Raw genomic sequence first — 15254 nt, forward strand, 5'->3', positions numbered from 1 at the left:
TTTCACATCTCTTTGCCATCTTTGTTATACTCTTAAAACTCCCTGCTGCATCCGCCAGTCGATAAAGACCTCGAGCCGATGTCCATTACCCAGGGGTGCTTCACTCGCTGTTGTGTGCATGTCCGCTTGTCGGAAAGCCTTATTCAGTGATGGGCGCTCCACCTTGAACCATTGGGTTCAAGGGCTTTTTCCGACAGCGGTGCAGTGGGGTTCCTACCTGAATTTCTGCCGACTCCCGAGCCCTTATGGACAAGACCCGTATTCGCAAACAGATGCGCAAGATGCGTCGTGCCCTGACACCAGCCCAACGCGCTCAGGCAGGCCGTGGACTGAAACGCAGTGCACTGACCTCCGGTGTATTACTGAATAGCCAGCGACTGGCACTGTATCTGGTCAACGATGGCGAGATTGATCCCCAGCAACTGATCGACCAGCTCCAGCGGATGGGTAAGACGGTGTACCTGCCAACCCTGCACCCGCTCAGAAAAGGTGCGTTGGCCTTTGTGTTGTATAACCGCCAGACACGCATGATCAAAAACCGCTTCGGTATTCCCGAACCGGATTTCCGCTATGGCAAGCGCATTCATCCACGCTTTTTGGATACGGTGTTTATGCCCCTGGTGGCCTTCGACCAACAGGGTAACCGTCTGGGAATGGGGGGTGGCTTTTACGACCGCACGTTGGCGTTCACCCGCAAGCCAGGCAAAAAGCCCAGGTTGATCGGTTGCGCCCACGAGTTTCAATGTCTTTCTGCGATTCCTGCAGAAGCCTGGGATATTCCATTATCCGCAATTGCTACCGATGTAACCTTGCGAACGTTCAACCAGTCACCAGAGTGACCGGGGTTCAGCGAATGGTGCTCTCGGAAGCCAGTGCCTGTGATGGACGTTGCTCTTCATCGATCGTCATGCCGGTTAACGCGGCCCCCAAAAGAACGATCATGCCAACGAACACCAGTAAATCTGGCTTTTTCATCGTAAAGTGACTCCAGCTTAAGCTCTACTTTGTCCGGTTGTCCGACAAAACCTACAACCTGTTATATTTTGCTGTTACCAGCAGCAATTTTTCTGCCACTTTAGTCACATTTTGTGACTTTCAAATGACTCGGTAACGAATGCACAACATTAGGTCACGATGGCCACGATTCGGCGTTAATCCGGATCAATTTTTCTTATTATTTGCGTACAAAAAACACACAGCGGACCCGTGGTGTTTTTGACGCAAAATAGATTATGCCTCGCAAGCCATTGGAACAAGGGCAATTTCAGGTCAGCTATAGATAAAATCCAAGCAAAAAGTTCACTTTTGGTGCTTTGAATAAAAAACTTTACAAAGCACCTTCACAGAACAATCAGGGACAACGACTTGCGCCGAACTGGTGCGAGGCTTGAGCACTTCACACCGATGTCGATTGGGAAGAGACAACGAAAAAAGCAGATAGTCAGAGAGAGCCAGGTATGCACCCTCAGGGCGTCAGAATCCCCTTCAGGCGCTGTTGCAGCACCTTGAAGATATGATCCAGCCGTTCAGGGGTTTCGTTCACCAGATGGTGCTGGCCGTCGATGATGATTTCGACCGCCATGGACGGAAACAGACGCTGATATTCACGCAGGTTGTGACGTCCCTCGACGGTGTTGTCGGCCGTGCCCTGAATCATCAGCATCGGGAATTCCAACGCAGGCTGGTGTTCCATCCAGCCAATCCAGCGCTTCAACGCCGTCACCCATTGCACACTCAAATGAGAGGCCTGTAGCGGGTCGTGGCGGGCGACAAATTCAAAGAACGGACGGTTATTACCATCCAGCGTAAAACGCCGTCGGAGGCGTTTGATAAAGAAGCGGGCAACCGAATGCACCCAGCGACCACTGTTCCATCCGGTCGGTCGCAGCAGCGGTGCCAGCAGCCAGACATCCTTGACGATCGAATCGTCGACCTCAGGCCGATGAGTCATCAGCCAGGTGGTCAACGTGGCACCGCCAGTGCTCTGACCGGCAACAACCCAGGGTAAGTCGGCCCAGATGCCCTGACCGTGCTGCAACAAGGCATCAAACACCCGCTGGTAGGTATCAAAGTCATCAATGGTGGCAGGCTCGCCAGACGACAGGCCGTGGCCTGGCAGGTCGAATGTGAGGATGTTCAACTGCTGCTGTTGGGCAAATTCAATCAGGTTGCCGTACAAGCCCACGTGATCGTAGTAGCCATGCACCATCAGCAGATTGCCGCGAGCGTTGGGCGTCCGCCACTGCTGCACCGCCAACTCGTACCCTTCCAGCATCATCTTGTACATACGATGCGTCCCTGCCGGTTCCGGCAAACCGTAATAGGCGCGGTAATCGGCCAACAGCGGGCCAGCATCCGCAACAACGTCGTCAGACAACTCCAACAGGCTGCGTTTAAGAGGTGAAGGGTCCCAGCGGTACTGAGGTTTCAAGACAAGCTCCGAACATCCGGTGAATGACCGTTAGTTTGGAGGCGGTCAGCGCAAACAGCAAGTGCTGTCGGGTCCGGCGTGGAACGATCGGGTGTCGGGTGTCGGGTGTCGGGTGTCGGGTGTCGGGTGTCGGGTGTCGGGTGTCGGCACACGATCGTAGGCTGGGCCCCGCCCAGCAATCATTGGGCTCAGCCCAACCTGCATAACTACCCAGCCAGATTCAAAGCAATAAAAAAGGCCGCATAAAGCGGCCTTTTCATTACTACAGCTGTTAATCCGAAGATTACAGGGAGTAGTACATGTCGAATTCTACTGGAGAGGTAGTGTGTTCCAGACGGTACACATCTTCCATCTTCAGATCGATGTAAGCTTCGATCATGTCTTCAGTGAATACGCCACCTTCAGTCAGGAAGCCCATGTCGGCTTTCAGGCTTTCCAGCGCTTCACGCAGGGAGCCACAAACCTGAGGGATCTGAGCAGCTTCTTCAGCTGGCAGGTCGTACAGGTCTTTGTCAGCAGCATCGCCAGGGTGGATCTTGTTCTTAACGCCGTCCAGACCAGCCATCAGCATGGCAGCGAAGCACAGGTATGGGTTCGCCATTGGGTCAGGGAAACGTGCTTCGATACGCTTGCCTTTAGGGGAAGCAACGTAAGGAATACGGATAGAAGCGGAACGGTTACGGGCAGAGTATGCCAGCATCACTGGAGCTTCGAAGCCTGGGATCAGACGCTTGTAGCTGTTAGTGGATGGGTTGGTGAACGCGTTCAGGGCTTTAGCGTGCTTGATGATACCGCCGATGTAGTACAGGGCAGTTTCAGACAGGCCTGCGTAGCCGTCGCCAGCGAACTGGTTTTCGCCGTCTTTCCAGAAGGACTGGTGAACGTGCATACCGGAACCGTTGTCACCAACGATTGGCTTAGGCATGAAGGTAGCAGTTTTGCCGTAGGCAGCAGCAACGTTGTGAACAACGTATTTCAGCATCTGCACTTCGTCAGCTTTCTTAACCAGAGTGTTGAACTTAACGCCGATTTCGTTCTGACCAGCGTTAGCCACTTCGTGGTGGTGAACTTCTACGTCCAGACCAATCGCTTCCATGGTGTTACACATGGCAGCACGGATGTCGTGGTGAGAGTCAACTGGTGGAACCGGGAAGTAACCGCCTTTAACGCGTGGACGGTGACCCAGGTTGCCACCTTCTACTTTGGAAGCAGTGGCCCATGCACCTTCGTCAGAGTTGATCTTGCTGAAAGAACCCTGCATGTCCTGACCCCAACGTACGTCGTCGAACATGAAGAATTCTGGCTCAGGACCGAAGAAAGCAGTGTCGCCCAGACCAGTGGACTGCAGGAAGGCTTCAGCGCGCTTGGCAACGGAACGTGGGTCACGCTCGTAACCTTGCATGGTGCTTGGCTCGATGATGTCACAACGCAGAACCAGAGTAGCGTCTTCAGTGAACGGGTCCAGGAACGGAGTGGAATCGTCCGGCATCAGGATCATGTCAGACTCGTTGATACCTTTCCAACCAGCGATAGAAGAACCATCGAACATTTGGCCGGTTTCGAAGAACTCTTCATCAACGTAAGAAGCAGGGATGGAAACGTGCTGTTCCTTACCTTTGGTGTCGGTGAAACGCAAGTCAACCCACTTAACGTCGTTCTCTTTGATCAGATTCAGAGTGTTCTCTGACATTTTGTTATCTCCAGATGCAGGTTCAATTCCGATAAAGGGGTCCTACCCCGGTTTACCTTGCCCAACGATAGAGCAAGAGCCGTGCCACTCCATATCCGCCTTGCATCCGCGGAAATTCAGGCTATTCGGCAGCCCACCATTATCATTTCGCACTATATAGGTGCCAGATTACCTTTTATGCACCATATTAGTGCTCTATTTTTCAGATATCTGACTGCTCTTAGGCAGCGTGCCCATTATAGGTTCAAGTGCCTCATTTCAGGAATGGTAAGGCACAAAAATGGCGCTCCAGAACAAATTCAAATTGTCATGTAGTGAGCCGCGACTTCGGGTATAATCGCCCGCCAATTTGTACAAACTTTAACCAAGGCATATCAGTGTGATCGACAATTTAAGAAACATCGCCATCATTGCCCACGTTGACCATGGTAAAACCACACTGGTCGACAAGCTGCTGGAACAGTCCGGCACGCTGGATCGCAATCAGGGTGGCGAGCGAGTCATGGACTCGAACGACCAGGAAAAAGAACGTGGTATTACCATTCTGGCGAAGAACACCGCCATCAAATGGAATGACTACCGTATCAATATTGTCGACACCCCTGGACACGCCGACTTCGGTGGCGAAGTTGAACGTGTTATGTCCATGGTTGATTCCGTGTGTCTGCTGGTTGATGCCGTTGACGGCCCAATGCCACAGACCCGTTTCGTAACCCAGAAAGCGTTTGAGCGTGGCCTGAAGCCGATCGTTGTTATCAACAAGATCGACCGCCCGGGTGCTCGCCCTGATTGGGTTATGGATGAAATCTTCGATCTGTTCGACCGCCTTGGCGCCACCGAAGAACAGCTCGACTTCCCGGTTATCTACGCCTCCGCTCTGAACGGTATTGCCGGCGATGACCCAGAGAACATGGCTGACGACATGTCTCCACTGTTCCAGATGATCGTTGACCACGTTGAAGCGCCTGCCGTTGAAATCGAAGGTCCTTTCCAGATGCAGGTATCTGCACTGGACTACGACAGCTTCGTTGGTGTTATCGGTGTTGGCCGTATTACCCGCGGCAAGCTGAAGCCAGGTACCGACATCCAGCTGATCACCCGTGAAGGTGATGTGCGCAAGGGTCGTATCCAGCAGGTGAAAGGCTTCCACGGTCTGAACCGTGTTGATGTTGCCGAAGCGACCGCTGGTGACATCGTTTGTATCTCCGGTATCGACGGCCTGAACATCTCCGACACCCTGTGTGCTGTTGGTAATGTAGAAGCGCTGCCGGCCCTGAGCGTGGACGAGCCAACCGTTTCCATGACCTTCCAGGTGAACGACTCCCCGTTCGCTGGTAAAGAAGGCAAGTTCGTAACCTCCCGCAACATCAAGGACCGTCTGGATCAGGAACTGATCCACAACGTGGCCCTGCGTGTTGAGCAAGGCGAAACCCCTGAGAAATTCAAGGTTTCCGGCCGTGGTGAACTGCACCTGTCGGTACTGATCGAGACCATGCGTCGTGAAGGTTTCGAACTGGCCATTGGTAAGCCTGAAGTGGTTCAGAAAGAAGTCGACGGTGAACTGCAAGAGCCGTACGAGCAGGTCATGATCGACGTTGAAGAAGAACATCAGGGTTCGATCATGGAAGAGATGGGCAACCGTCGTGCTGAAATGACCAACATGATCCCGGATGGCAAAGGCCGTATTCGTCTGGAATTCATGGCACCTGCACGTGGTCTGATTGGCTTCCGCGGCCTGTTCCTGACCTTGACCTCCGGCTCCGGCATTCTGACCAGCGTGTTTGATCACTACGGTCCGGTACAAGCCAGCCTGGGTTCTACCCGTCACAACGGTGTACTGGTTTCCATGACTCCAGGTAAGGCACTGGCATACGCCCTGTTCACCCTGCAGGATCGTGGTCGTCTGTTCATCGGTCCTCAAACCGAAGTCTACGAAGGCATGATCGTCGGCCTGCACAGCCGTGACAACGACCTGGTGGTTAACCCGACCAAGGCCAAGCAGCTGACCAACGTTCGTGCCTCCGGTACGGACGAAGCGCTGACCCTGACGCCACCAACCCGTCACACGCTGGAACAGGCTCTGGAATTCATCGAAGACGATGAATTGGTGGAAGTAACGCCGGAAAGCATCCGTCTGCGCAAAAAGCTGCTGACTGAGACCGAGCGTAAGCGTTCCAAGCCGAAAAAATCCTGATGACATCCGCGCCAATATGGCGCACTGGATGAAACAGTGAAAACCGCCGCTCCGGAGTTCCGGGCGGCGGTTTTTTATTGCCCGTAAATCATCAATAGTGGAAAAATTCAACTAATAGATATACCACCTCATCAATTAATGAAATGAACCTTTAATAAATATAATTGTCATTTACATATTGTATGACAATCCAAATATAAACATTCACACAATATACGAGAACCTCTGTTCATATTATCGAAAGTCCAACTTATATTTACACTAAAAAACAATATATTTGCCAATACGGCGATGTTCTCCTAATATCAATTTGCAGATTCAATGGGACGACTGATGGCACTTATTCTGGGTACATACGGTTTTAGTCCGTATGAGCGAAAACTGATTCAAGAACAACTCAAGGTTATAGATTCCAAAGTGGCTTGCCAGTGGATGTACGCTGGCGAGACGACGGAGGCTGCCTTGCTGTTGGCAAAAAAGCCGTGTCACAAAGGCACCCAGGCGGTTCAGGTTCGTTTGTATAAACCGGTCGACAAGAATTCCGAATCGCGCCAAACACACTATATAGACGCAGAATGGCCACTGCGGATATTCGGCTTATTGGATATCGTTCAGCAAACCGAAAAGATTATTAATAATAATTCTGCTGCCCAGTCCGGCACGGCCACCACCAATGAGACCGCTGCCCTGATTAAAAAGCTGACGGCACTCAAATCCGGTAACGCCATATACCAGTTAAACAACCAGCTGCTGGCAGCCCTGACAGAAGAAAACCGACGCACCTTTATATATTCGCGCTTGCCGGTCAGCGCCCTTGGTGATGCCCTGCGCAAGAACAAGCACATTGAAATCGGCAACGCTGTCGACAACGCCACCCAGCTGCCGCACAAGTACCCGCTGATCGCTTTGCTGTGGGATCTGGAGCTGGAAGCCGACTTGCCCGCCAGTGACCTGTCTCAGTGGGAGCAGCGCCGTTACAGCCTTGGTCAGTGGCCGGATTTCAAGTGGCTGCGCACCGGTGATAATGTACTGCGCCTGAGTGCTGCCTTTACCAAACGCCCACTGTCCATTCAGGAAGCGGCTACGCTGTTAAAGATTGAACCCGGTGCTGTTATCCGGTTTCTGAAAGCTTGCACCACCGTTGGGCTGCGTATCACGGACACCCGCATACGCGGCGCACAGGCGCGTTTGGCGGCCAGCCCCAATGAACAGCAAGGTAAACAGCTTTCGTTGCTGTCGAGCCTTCGCAAACGACTCAAGATGGCGTTCTCATAATGCAGATACAAAACAAGGTGCTCTTCATCGGTCCTATGGGTGCGGGTAAAACCACCGCAATCCAGACGCTCAGCGACGATGTTGCTGCCAGCACCGAGGTACAGAACTCCAACAAGGAAATGTTCAACAAGGAAACCACCACCGTTGCCATGGACTACGGTGCCATTCAGTTGGACGACAACCAGCGCATTCATTTGTACGGAATCCCTGGCCAGAAACACTTTGAACCTGTCTGGCCTGTGGTGGCCAAAGGGGCCATTGGTGCGATCCTGCTGGTCAACGCATCGCAGCCCAACTGGCAGCAGGACACCCTGTACTTCATCAAGGCGTTCGACATGCTGGCCAAAAGCAACAGCATTCTGGTGGCTGCCAATCGCATCACCGATGAACAACATGACGAACTGGCCGAGCTGCTCGACCAGCAAGGTTACTGCTTGCCGCTACTGACCACCGATCCACGCTTTCACGACGAGCTGGTACTGGCCCTTAACATTCTGATCGCCAATCTGGAAATTGAGATATCCATCGATGACTGATTCATCCAACCCGTTGAACTCCAACACCCTCAAGGCAGCATTCCGCGAGGCGTTGAAATCAGCCACCAAGGGCAGCAGCGGCATGGAGTTTCTGCTGATGGCCACATCCGACGGTTATGCCCTGTGCGACACCATCAGCGATGGCAGCAACATCAACCGTGACAGTCTGGCTGCCATGGCCGCCTCGTTTGCAGGCATCAGCGATGGTCTGGCCAGCCAATCCAACAAACCCGCTGCCAATGGCAGCATCATTGAAACCAATGCGGGTTTGCTGGTGTGCAAACAACTCAAGAGCAATCGCCATGAAGTGGTATTACTGGGTGCTTTTGAACAATCAACCAACCACGGCATTGCGCTGTGGTCACTCAACAAGGTGGTCAGCGACGTGCTGGCGATCCTCGAAAACTACAATTAGATCCCGTGAGGTAAACACACATGGCAAACATCAATGAAACCCTGAGCAAACTGCTGGAAATCGACGGCGCCGAAGCCGCCGCCGTGGTTGACCACAGCAGCGGCATGTTGCTGGGTTCTGCCGGTAGCGGCATGGACATGGAAATTGCTGCAGCAGGTAACACCGAAGTGGTTCGTTCCAAACTGAAAACCATCGACATGCTGGGCCTGAACCAGGACATCGACGATATCCTGATCACCCTGACCGACCACTACCACCTGATTCGCCCAATGAGCACCGACCGTAGCCTGTTCATTTACTACGTGCTGTCCAACAGCAAGGCGAACCTGGCTCTGGCCCGTCGCGCACTGAAGTCTGCGGAAGAAAACCTCAGCATCTGATACTTCCTGCAGAGCCGCATCCTGCGGCTCTGTTTCTTTTCCCGACCTGCCCGCCCCACCACCAGCAACAACAAATCCCTGAGCTATCAATACCTCATATGGCGCCATTGAGGACACTTGAGGGTGACAGACGTCCGAACAACCCTTAAAAATAGAACAAATTCTATTTTTAAGGAATTTCATGAAATTTATCCTTCTGTCTCTGTTGCTTTTGAGCACGCCCTCATGGGCAGCTCAATATGAAAAACAGCACATCAAAGCAGTCAAACTGATTGCTCCTGACTGGCCAGGACTCACCAATGCCGATGGCAGCGGCCTTTACTGGGAAGTCATTCGTAAGGTGTATGAGCCCGTCGATATTGCCGTGCGCTATTCCGATGCCCCCTGGAATAGGGCCTTGAAGATGGTGACCGACTACTACCTCTACAGTGGTATTGTTGGCGTTGTTGAAGGCGACGGAAGTAATCTGATCCTGCCAAGGGAACCACTCGATCGGGTTTATCTGTATAGCCTGAGCATGCCCTCACAGCCGCCATTTACCCGTCAGGCCAATGTCCGTGTTGCATGGCACAAGGGTTATGACCTGTTTCCACCTGGCACCACGCAGCTCGAAACACACGAATACCGGACCCCTGGGCAGGCGATAGGAATGCTCAATAACGGCGAGGTAGATTATCTGCTGGATACCAGAGAGGCCCTGCTGGATTACATCCGGCTATCAAACCAGGAGCCCAAGGATTTTCAATTGAATCGCTTGCCCGGTGGTAAGGGCGTCTATATCGGTTTTTACGACGTTCCTTCATCCCGGCTACTGATCGATATCTACGATCAACGCATACAGCAACTGAAAGCGTCGGGGGAGTTGCAAGCCCTGTACGACAAATACAGCATCGAAATGCCCTGACACCAATGGTCAGGCCGATTTGCCGCGTCTGACCGTCCAGAAAACCCTGCCCAGCAAGCGATCATAGCTTTGCAAGCCCATCGCCTGTGGTGAGTCGCTCATACTGGAATCCCCCTGCAGCCAGACCCCGTCCGCTTCACACGCCTGTATCCGTTTTACAATCAATCCCAGCTCAGCATGTCGAACCAGCACACACTGGCCCGGCCGATAGCCTCGCACCGGCCAGCGTAGCGCCCAAACAAAATCGCCGGGCATCAAGCCCGGCGACATGCTGAGTCCGGAGACTCTGGCAACCTTCAGCATCAGGCTTCTGGCGTCAGCTGTGGGTAAACCACAATCTCTTCTGGCAGGTACGGGCACTTGGCGCGGAAGGTAGAGACACCTTTAGTGGCCCAGAAGATTTCGGCAAACTCGTTCACCAGCTCCAACAACTTCATGGCGTCGTCGCGGTTGATTTCCTGCTTGGCCCTGGAAGCTGCCAGCATGATTTTATGCGTCAACTCATGCAGTTGCGGGAATTGATCCAGTTGCGGCTGCTTGATGTAGTCGCCCCAGATCACACGAATCTCTTCTTTCACAACCAGACCGTGAGCTTCTTTTTCCTTCACCAGACGGCTGACCTTGGCGATGGTGTTGACGTTCAGCTCGGCAGACTTCAGCTCTTCCAGCAGGTCGACCATACGAATCACAGTCAATGCCGCGATCTGGGCAGTGGACGGATCGTAGATTTTACAAGGAATGTCGCAGTGGGCAGCGGCTTCTTCAAAGCCCAGCGAGGTATCCAGTTTCGACATCAGCGTGTGCAGCATGACTTATTTCTCCTCGTTGGATTTACGGCTGGCCAGACGGGAACGAACGAACCAGGCACCAGTGGCCAGAACGGCAACGATGGCAACGGCGGTGATGGCGTGAACGGAACCGCTCATCCAGTGACCGTGATCGTGACCAGGGTGAGCCAGTGCCAGGGATGGCAGCAGCGCAGAACCTGCAAGCAATGCGTTTTTCATCAGTGAAATCCTTTGGGTGAAGGTGAAGTCGATCGTGTTTTGTCGGCGCCACCGCTGAGCGAAGCCGCTGCAGATGGCGACAGTGCCGCGTCGGCAGGCAAGTCTTCAAACTGACGCAACAGCGTCAGCGTTTCCTGTCGCAGCATCAGCCCCGCCCGATGGCAGGCACGCTGACCATTGAGGGTTTGCTGCTCGCTGAGATCGGCAATGAAGTTTTCCGCCCGGGTCAGGCAACGGTGAAACTCTCCACGCTGCTGCAACAAGGCATTGCACTCCGCCATATTGATGTAACTCACCACCACACTGGCAATGGCGCCATCCATATCCAGCGGTGCCAGTGCCTCAAACCCCTCCAGAGCCAACTGCAACGCCTGGCGGTGATGACCCAACGCCTGCAAATACTGATGCTCCAGAAATGCCTGCTGTCCCTGTCTGGCTGCGGCTTTCCAATCCATACTGGCACTCCAACAAAACACAATGCGAAACATTAGCATTAAGATTTGCAAGAGTTAAGCGGCTTTTATTACTCACCAACACCAGGTTATTCAGTTGAAACAATACTAACGATCGTTATAAACCTCCCACTCGCCTTCTTCCCGGACAAACAGCAAACCGGACAAACCATGGTTGTCCGGGGCGCTATAGCCCGCCAGCTCCGCCCGCAAGGCATCCACTGCGTCGTGATCACTGGCCGCCACGTACCAGATCTCGTCACGGTGTGGCACCGCGACCACCAGCTCGTCTCCCGCTTGCTGTTCAAGCTGGTTCCATAACTCCGGATACAGCAACGCCGATGCCATCAAATGGTTGTCACAGCTCAGCGCCGTAATGGCGCCATGCTGGCCCTGACGAATGGTCCGCAGTACCGCCAGCGCGTTACGTTCCGCCTGCGTCGCCAAAGATGCCTGTGTCAGCTGACGATCGAGACCAAACTGGCGCAAGCTGGCCGGACTAACGGCGATGCGATCGCTGTCACAGTCGATCGCCCAGGTCAGAATCAGGTCACCTACCATAGGCTGCGACCATGGCAACGACTCCGACGACGCGCCCAACTGTTGCAGCAGGGACTGCTGATAGGCGGTGGTTTTGATCACCGGCAGCACACACTCTGGCGTCAACGAGGGCTGTTCAGCGGTGGATTCCATACCTGCAGCCGTTTCAGAGCGAGTCTGTGCGGCCATGGTGTCGGCAACACTCTGGGCAAAAGCGGGCTGCTCGGCGGCAATCAGGTTGCTGCCCAGCCAACCACGGTCGAGCGCCAGATACAGCACATATTCCAACCCCAGAAAGCCGGCGAAGACCAGTACCGCAATGTGGCTGAATTTCAGTCCCAGCTGCTCCAGTCCGGTCCAGACGGCGTACACCGCCACCAGCAACACCAGACACACAGCGGCCATCACCGCGCGGTTGGGGTGAATTTTCTGCGGGCAACCAGCGCAAGGCATGGAGAAAGGATTAAGCGCCATCACCATGGTCTGGAAATCCAGCGGTGTGCCGCATTGGGGGCATTTTCGATGAGACATGAAGGTGTTCCGAATGGGGGCAGATCAGATACGTTTGGCCGGATACTGCTCCAGCTCGGCCAACTCGTCAGAGATATCCATCAGTTTGCTTTGCAGCACCGCTTCAGCATCGCGCAAGCCCTGATTATAAAAAGCCGTCGCGATATCCCGGCCAATAAAGTCGAGTAAAAACTCCGCCTCAAAGCTGCCGAGATCACGGTCCAGTTCATCACTGAAATAGCGTTTCAGTCGCTGAATCAGCTCCGCCCGATCGGCAGTGCTTAATTGAATAGTCATGAAATCGTTTCCTTACAAAGCGCTCTGGCTGAAACAAAAACGGCCAGTAAACACTGGCCGTTTGAGGGGAGCAACTGGGCCTGACAGCTCAGGCTGCAGCGCCAGCATCCTTCAGAATGGCGGCGTAATCCGCGCCTTTGGCATGCTGGCTAACGGTAGCCAGAATGGACTCACCGTTGCGGTTGGTAGCGTTCAGGTCGTGACCCTTGGCCTTGAACAGCTCAACGTAATCGGCAAACGTCGCCGGCACCATATGACGGTAAGCACGGATCACGGACACGTAATCCGCTGAGTCGCCATCGTAGCTGTTGACGTTCAGGAACATGCTCAACTGCGCTTCCGTCCAGTCACCACCAAATACTTTTTCTTTGTCTTTCTTTTGCATGGACTCTCTCCTTGCCGGACGCTGCGTTGGCAGCGTCGTGGGGTTAATCGATCGTTGGCAAGCCTCAAAATGGGTTTGCCCTAGGGACTCTCTGAATAACTCGGTGCCCGCTCAAACAAGATCTGGCCAACCCGGCGGATATGATCAATCAAATCCGGGTTATCAATATCGGCAAACAGCGATAAATCGATTGCCCACGGCAGCAGCAAGTCATCCAACTGCTGCTCCATGCGATTCAGATCCTGAAGCGATAAATCATCGCCCTCAAGCGTCAGATCAATATCAGAACCGGGGCGATAATTGCCCTTGGCTCGGGAGCCATACAGCACCACACGCTGAACCTTCTGCTGACGAGCAAACAGTTCACGTAACTGTTGCAGGCTCTGATCCGGCAACCCGTACGGCATCAAGACGACTCTTTCAGTTGCGTGAGTTTGTCCGCCAGCTGCTGGAAACAGTCGTAGTAAGAGCCACGTATTGCTTCCAGAATGGCATTGGCGGTTGCCTGATTGTAGGTATGCGAGCTGCGATTTCTAGAAGCAATCATGTCCATCCAGATGCTGCCGTCAGCAATCAGGCCAACTTCGAATGCCTTGCGGGTGGCATCTCGAGAGCCGTAAATATCCTGCTGCCCCTGATATTGCAAAAAGTCCTTGAGGCAGTTCCAGGCCAATTCATGGGTGTACTCAAACGCCTGAATCGTTCCCTGTTTCTCCAACTCGGACAGCTCACGCTGCGACGCTAACTGCACCGCATCGCCAAGCTGCGTCAAAGCGCGCTGATAATTGGCAAATCGTTGCTGCCAACGAATATCCTGCTGCATTCACGCCTCCTCATTGGTGAAAGAGTGGATTAAAAAGCTCATGACAGCCCTGTATTGAACCAGCCAACATCAGGGACGAACTCAGGAAATCTTGCGGTACTTCATATCCCAAACACCGTGGCCCTTGTTCTCACCGCGCTTTTCAAACTTGGTGTAAGGACGGTCGGACGGGCGTTCCACGCACTGGCCCGGACCTGCGATGTTTTCGTAGCCTTCTTCCGCGTCCATCACTTCGAGCATGTGCTCCATGTAATTTTCCCAGTCGGTGGCCATATGGAAAATGCCGCCCGGCTTCAAGATACGACGCAGGGTCTGGGCAAATTCAGACTGAACAATACGACGCTTGTGGTGCTTCTTCTTGTGCCATGGGTCCGGAAAGAACAGCTGCACAGTGTCGATGCTTGCATCCGGAATGCGCTTCAGCACTTCGATGGCATCGTCTTTGGAAACACGTAGGTTTTCGATACCGGCTTCTTCGGCCAGATTCAGCGCCGAGCCTACGCCCGGCAGATGTACTTCAACGCCGAAGTAGTTTTTCTCGGGAGCGGTTTCAGCCATTTTCACCAGTGACTGGCCCATGCCGAAGCCGATTTCCAGCACCGTGTGAGCATCACGACCAAACAGCTCGGTTGGCACGATGGCGCCGTCGGTCAGTTCTACGCCCCATTCATCCCACTTGCGTTCCAGTGCCAGTTCCTGGCCCTTGGTCAAACGACCGGCACGAATCACAAAGCTTTTGATACCACGACGGTAAACCGGCTTGTCGGCAGCGCTGGCCTGATCGGCAGGCACCGTATCGGACAGCTGTTCGGTGTTTTGATCGTCCGTGGTGATGTCTTGTTGATCCTTCGCGGATTCGTGTTCTGTCACGTGTTTTGACCCAAATAACTTGTTTAAGAATTCTGTTGCCGAGGCAGTTGGCGCGCAGCCAGCAGCACACATACCCAGCCAGCCAACCAGCTGGTGCCACCAAATGGCGTAATGATGCCCAGTGGGCGAATACCGGTCATGGTCAGCAGATACAAACTGCCGCTGAACAGCAGCAAGCCTATGATCATCAGCCAGCTCGCACGGCTTAACCAGGTTGCCACTGCGGCCTGACGGTTAACCGCCTGCCAGACACCCAGCCCCAGTAATACCGTCGCATGCACCAAATGGTACTGCACTCCAGTCTGGTAGACCTTGAGCATATCCGCCGATACCAGATTCTTCAGCCCATGGGCGCCAAAAGCCCCCAGTGCAACGGCAAGAAAACCAGCAATGGCAGCGATCATCAGAGTGGTACGGGCGTGCATAGAAAATTCCGTGGCGAATATGTCGGACACAAGCGACGCATTATAAAGCAGTCACCTGTCAGGAACAGACCCTTGCTCTGATGACACTGCCCAAATTCGGCCCATTGCAGTAAAGTGAGC

At 53.6% G+C, this 15254-nt stretch carries 21 protein-coding genes and 1 other RNA gene; 8 read left to right on the forward strand and 14 right to left on the reverse strand.

What is annotated here, in order from left to right; translation table 11 throughout:
* Positions 1-36 precede the first annotated feature (36 nt).
* Positions 37-215: non-coding RNA, 6S RNA (gene ssrS, locus G516_RS24215), on the forward strand.
* A 30-nt stretch (positions 216-245) separates the two neighbouring features.
* Positions 246-839: a 5-formyltetrahydrofolate cyclo-ligase gene (locus G516_RS0100820; RefSeq protein WP_036533732.1), complete on the forward strand. Its 594-nt coding sequence runs from the start codon at positions 246-248 to the stop codon at positions 837-839.
* A gap of 7 nt (positions 840-846) precedes the next feature.
* Here the strand turns inward: G516_RS0100820 and G516_RS25135 are convergent, their stop codons facing one another.
* From G516_RS25135 to glnA, 3 genes are all read right to left on the reverse strand, one after another.
* Positions 847-975, reverse strand: coding sequence for a hypothetical protein (locus G516_RS25135; RefSeq protein WP_281168000.1), 129 nt, complete (start codon positions 973-975; stop codon positions 847-849).
* A gap of 490 nt (positions 976-1465) precedes the next feature.
* Positions 1466-2431, reverse strand: coding sequence for an alpha/beta hydrolase (locus G516_RS20500; RefSeq protein WP_156878912.1), 966 nt, complete (start codon positions 2429-2431; stop codon positions 1466-1468).
* Positions 2432-2714: 283 nt separating this feature from the next.
* Entirely contained in the window at positions 2715-4121 is a 1407-nt protein-coding gene (gene glnA, locus G516_RS0100835) for a glutamate--ammonia ligase (RefSeq protein ID WP_028292041.1), read from the reverse strand.
* Positions 4122-4500: 379 nt separating this feature from the next.
* Here glnA and typA point away from each other — a divergent pair, with 379 nt between their 5' ends.
* The 6 genes from typA (at position 4501) to G516_RS0100865 (ending at position 9825) form a co-directional block, all read left to right on the forward strand.
* Positions 4501-6315 (forward strand): translational GTPase TypA, encoded by a 1815-nt coding sequence (typA, locus tag G516_RS0100840; RefSeq protein ID WP_028292042.1) that lies wholly within the window; start codon positions 4501-4503, stop codon positions 6313-6315.
* A 333-nt stretch (positions 6316-6648) separates the two neighbouring features.
* Entirely contained in the window at positions 6649-7590 is a 942-nt protein-coding gene (locus G516_RS0100845; protein WP_028292043.1) for a hypothetical protein, read from the forward strand.
* Positions 7590-8126, forward strand: a complete 537-nt coding sequence (locus tag G516_RS0100850) for a GTP-binding protein (RefSeq protein ID WP_028292044.1) — start codon at positions 7590-7592, stop codon at positions 8124-8126. The genes G516_RS0100845 and G516_RS0100850 overlap by 1 nt, the downstream gene beginning before the upstream one ends.
* Positions 8119-8541: a roadblock/LC7 domain-containing protein gene (locus tag G516_RS0100855; RefSeq protein WP_028292045.1), complete on the forward strand. Its 423-nt coding sequence runs from the start codon at positions 8119-8121 to the stop codon at positions 8539-8541. The genes G516_RS0100850 and G516_RS0100855 overlap by 8 nt, the downstream gene beginning before the upstream one ends.
* Positions 8542-8561: 20 nt before the next feature.
* A complete protein-coding gene (locus G516_RS0100860) occupies positions 8562-8921 on the forward strand; it encodes a roadblock/LC7 domain-containing protein (RefSeq protein ID WP_028292046.1) in 360 nt (119 codons plus the stop codon).
* A 181-nt stretch (positions 8922-9102) separates the two neighbouring features.
* Complete coding sequence (locus tag G516_RS0100865) at positions 9103-9825, forward strand: substrate-binding periplasmic protein (RefSeq protein ID WP_028292047.1); 723 nt, start codon at positions 9103-9105, stop codon at positions 9823-9825.
* Between the two features lie 9 nt (positions 9826-9834).
* Here G516_RS0100865 and G516_RS0100870 read toward each other — a convergent pair whose 3' ends face one another.
* From G516_RS0100870 to G516_RS0100920, 11 genes are all read right to left on the reverse strand, one after another.
* Positions 9835-10128: a S24/S26 family peptidase gene (locus G516_RS0100870; protein WP_028292048.1), complete on the reverse strand. Its 294-nt coding sequence runs from the start codon at positions 10126-10128 to the stop codon at positions 9835-9837.
* Entirely contained in the window at positions 10128-10634 is a 507-nt protein-coding gene (gene sodN / locus G516_RS0100875; RefSeq protein ID WP_028292049.1) for a superoxide dismutase, Ni, read from the reverse strand. The genes G516_RS0100870 and sodN overlap by 1 nt, the downstream gene beginning before the upstream one ends.
* A 3-nt stretch (positions 10635-10637) precedes the next feature.
* Complete coding sequence (locus G516_RS20505) at positions 10638-10832, reverse strand: hypothetical protein (RefSeq protein ID WP_036533733.1); 195 nt, start codon at positions 10830-10832, stop codon at positions 10638-10640.
* On the reverse strand, positions 10832-11287 hold the full coding sequence (locus G516_RS0100885) for a hypothetical protein (protein WP_028292050.1): 456 nt from the start codon (positions 11285-11287) through the stop codon (positions 10832-10834). Before G516_RS0100885 ends, G516_RS20505 begins: the two co-directional genes overlap by 1 nt.
* A 105-nt stretch (positions 11288-11392) precedes the next feature.
* Positions 11393-12355, reverse strand: coding sequence for a hypothetical protein (locus G516_RS0100890; RefSeq protein WP_156878914.1), 963 nt, complete (start codon positions 12353-12355; stop codon positions 11393-11395).
* A 24-nt stretch (positions 12356-12379) separates the two neighbouring features.
* A complete protein-coding gene (locus G516_RS0100895) occupies positions 12380-12631 on the reverse strand; it encodes a DUF2164 domain-containing protein (RefSeq protein WP_028292052.1) in 252 nt (83 codons plus the stop codon).
* Positions 12632-12719: 88 nt separating this feature from the next.
* The gene (locus tag G516_RS0100900) at positions 12720-13016 is read right to left on the reverse strand and encodes a PA4642 family protein (protein ID WP_028292053.1); all 297 of its coding nucleotides are present in this window, start codon (positions 13014-13016) and stop codon (positions 12720-12722) included.
* A gap of 80 nt (positions 13017-13096) precedes the next feature.
* Positions 13097-13423, reverse strand: a complete 327-nt coding sequence (locus G516_RS0100905) for a nucleotidyltransferase family protein (RefSeq protein ID WP_028292054.1) — start codon at positions 13421-13423, stop codon at positions 13097-13099.
* A complete protein-coding gene (locus G516_RS0100910; RefSeq protein ID WP_028292055.1) occupies positions 13423-13839 on the reverse strand; it encodes a nucleotidyltransferase substrate binding protein in 417 nt (138 codons plus the stop codon). The genes G516_RS0100905 and G516_RS0100910 overlap by 1 nt, the downstream gene beginning before the upstream one ends.
* An 81-nt stretch (positions 13840-13920) precedes the next feature.
* Positions 13921-14643 carry a tRNA (guanosine(46)-N7)-methyltransferase TrmB gene (gene trmB / locus G516_RS0100915; protein ID WP_051218873.1) on the reverse strand — a complete coding sequence of 241 codons (723 nt, stop codon included), beginning with the start codon at positions 14641-14643 and terminating at the stop codon, positions 13921-13923.
* Between the two features lie 89 nt (positions 14644-14732).
* Positions 14733-15134, reverse strand: coding sequence for a DUF423 domain-containing protein (locus tag G516_RS0100920; RefSeq protein WP_028292057.1), 402 nt, complete (start codon positions 15132-15134; stop codon positions 14733-14735).
* Positions 15135-15254: the final 120 nt, after the last annotated feature.

The sequence above is a fragment of the Oceanobacter kriegii DSM 6294 genome, assembly GCF_000422845.1.
Lineage (GTDB): Bacteria > Pseudomonadota > Gammaproteobacteria > Pseudomonadales > Oceanobacteraceae > Oceanobacter > Oceanobacter kriegii.

What these genes read in the sequence shown, in the direction of transcription:
- G516_RS0100885 (WP_028292050.1), bottom strand. Translation starts at nt 11,287, where the DNA reads ATGGATTGGAAAGCCGCAGCCAGACAGGGACAGCAGGCATTTCTGGAG.
- G516_RS0100850 (WP_028292044.1), top strand. Translation starts at nt 7,590, where the DNA reads ATGCAGATACAAAACAAGGTGCTCTTCATCGGTCCTATGGGTGCGGGT.
- G516_RS0100855 (WP_028292045.1), top strand. Translation starts at nt 8,119, where the DNA reads ATGACTGATTCATCCAACCCGTTGAACTCCAACACCCTCAAGGCAGCA.
- G516_RS0100900 (WP_028292053.1), bottom strand. Translation starts at nt 13,016, where the DNA reads ATGCAAAAGAAAGACAAAGAAAAAGTATTTGGTGGTGACTGGACGGAA.
- G516_RS0100895 (WP_028292052.1), bottom strand. Translation starts at nt 12,631, where the DNA reads ATGACTATTCAATTAAGCACTGCCGATCGGGCGGAGCTGATTCAGCGA.
- sodN (WP_028292049.1), bottom strand. Translation starts at nt 10,634, where the DNA reads ATGCTGCACACGCTGATGTCGAAACTGGATACCTCGCTGGGCTTTGAA.
- G516_RS0100920 (WP_028292057.1), bottom strand. Translation starts at nt 15,134, where the DNA reads ATGCACGCCCGTACCACTCTGATGATCGCTGCCATTGCTGGTTTTCTT.
- G516_RS0100820 (WP_036533732.1), top strand. Translation starts at nt 246, where the DNA reads ATGGACAAGACCCGTATTCGCAAACAGATGCGCAAGATGCGTCGTGCC.
- glnA (WP_028292041.1), bottom strand. Translation starts at nt 4,121, where the DNA reads ATGTCAGAGAACACTCTGAATCTGATCAAAGAGAACGACGTTAAGTGG.
- G516_RS20505 (WP_036533733.1), bottom strand. Translation starts at nt 10,832, where the DNA reads ATGAAAAACGCATTGCTTGCAGGTTCTGCGCTGCTGCCATCCCTGGCA.
- G516_RS0100910 (WP_028292055.1), bottom strand. Translation starts at nt 13,839, where the DNA reads ATGCAGCAGGATATTCGTTGGCAGCAACGATTTGCCAATTATCAGCGC.
- G516_RS0100905 (WP_028292054.1), bottom strand. Translation starts at nt 13,423, where the DNA reads ATGCCGTACGGGTTGCCGGATCAGAGCCTGCAACAGTTACGTGAACTG.
- G516_RS0100845 (WP_028292043.1), top strand. Translation starts at nt 6,649, where the DNA reads ATGGCACTTATTCTGGGTACATACGGTTTTAGTCCGTATGAGCGAAAA.
- G516_RS0100890 (WP_156878914.1), bottom strand. Translation starts at nt 12,355, where the DNA reads ATGTCTCATCGAAAATGCCCCCAATGCGGCACACCGCTGGATTTCCAG.
- G516_RS0100860 (WP_028292046.1), top strand. Translation starts at nt 8,562, where the DNA reads ATGGCAAACATCAATGAAACCCTGAGCAAACTGCTGGAAATCGACGGC.
- G516_RS0100870 (WP_028292048.1), bottom strand. Translation starts at nt 10,128, where the DNA reads ATGCTGAAGGTTGCCAGAGTCTCCGGACTCAGCATGTCGCCGGGCTTG.
- G516_RS25135 (WP_281168000.1), bottom strand. Translation starts at nt 975, where the DNA reads ATGAAAAAGCCAGATTTACTGGTGTTCGTTGGCATGATCGTTCTTTTG.
- G516_RS0100865 (WP_028292047.1), top strand. Translation starts at nt 9,103, where the DNA reads ATGAAATTTATCCTTCTGTCTCTGTTGCTTTTGAGCACGCCCTCATGG.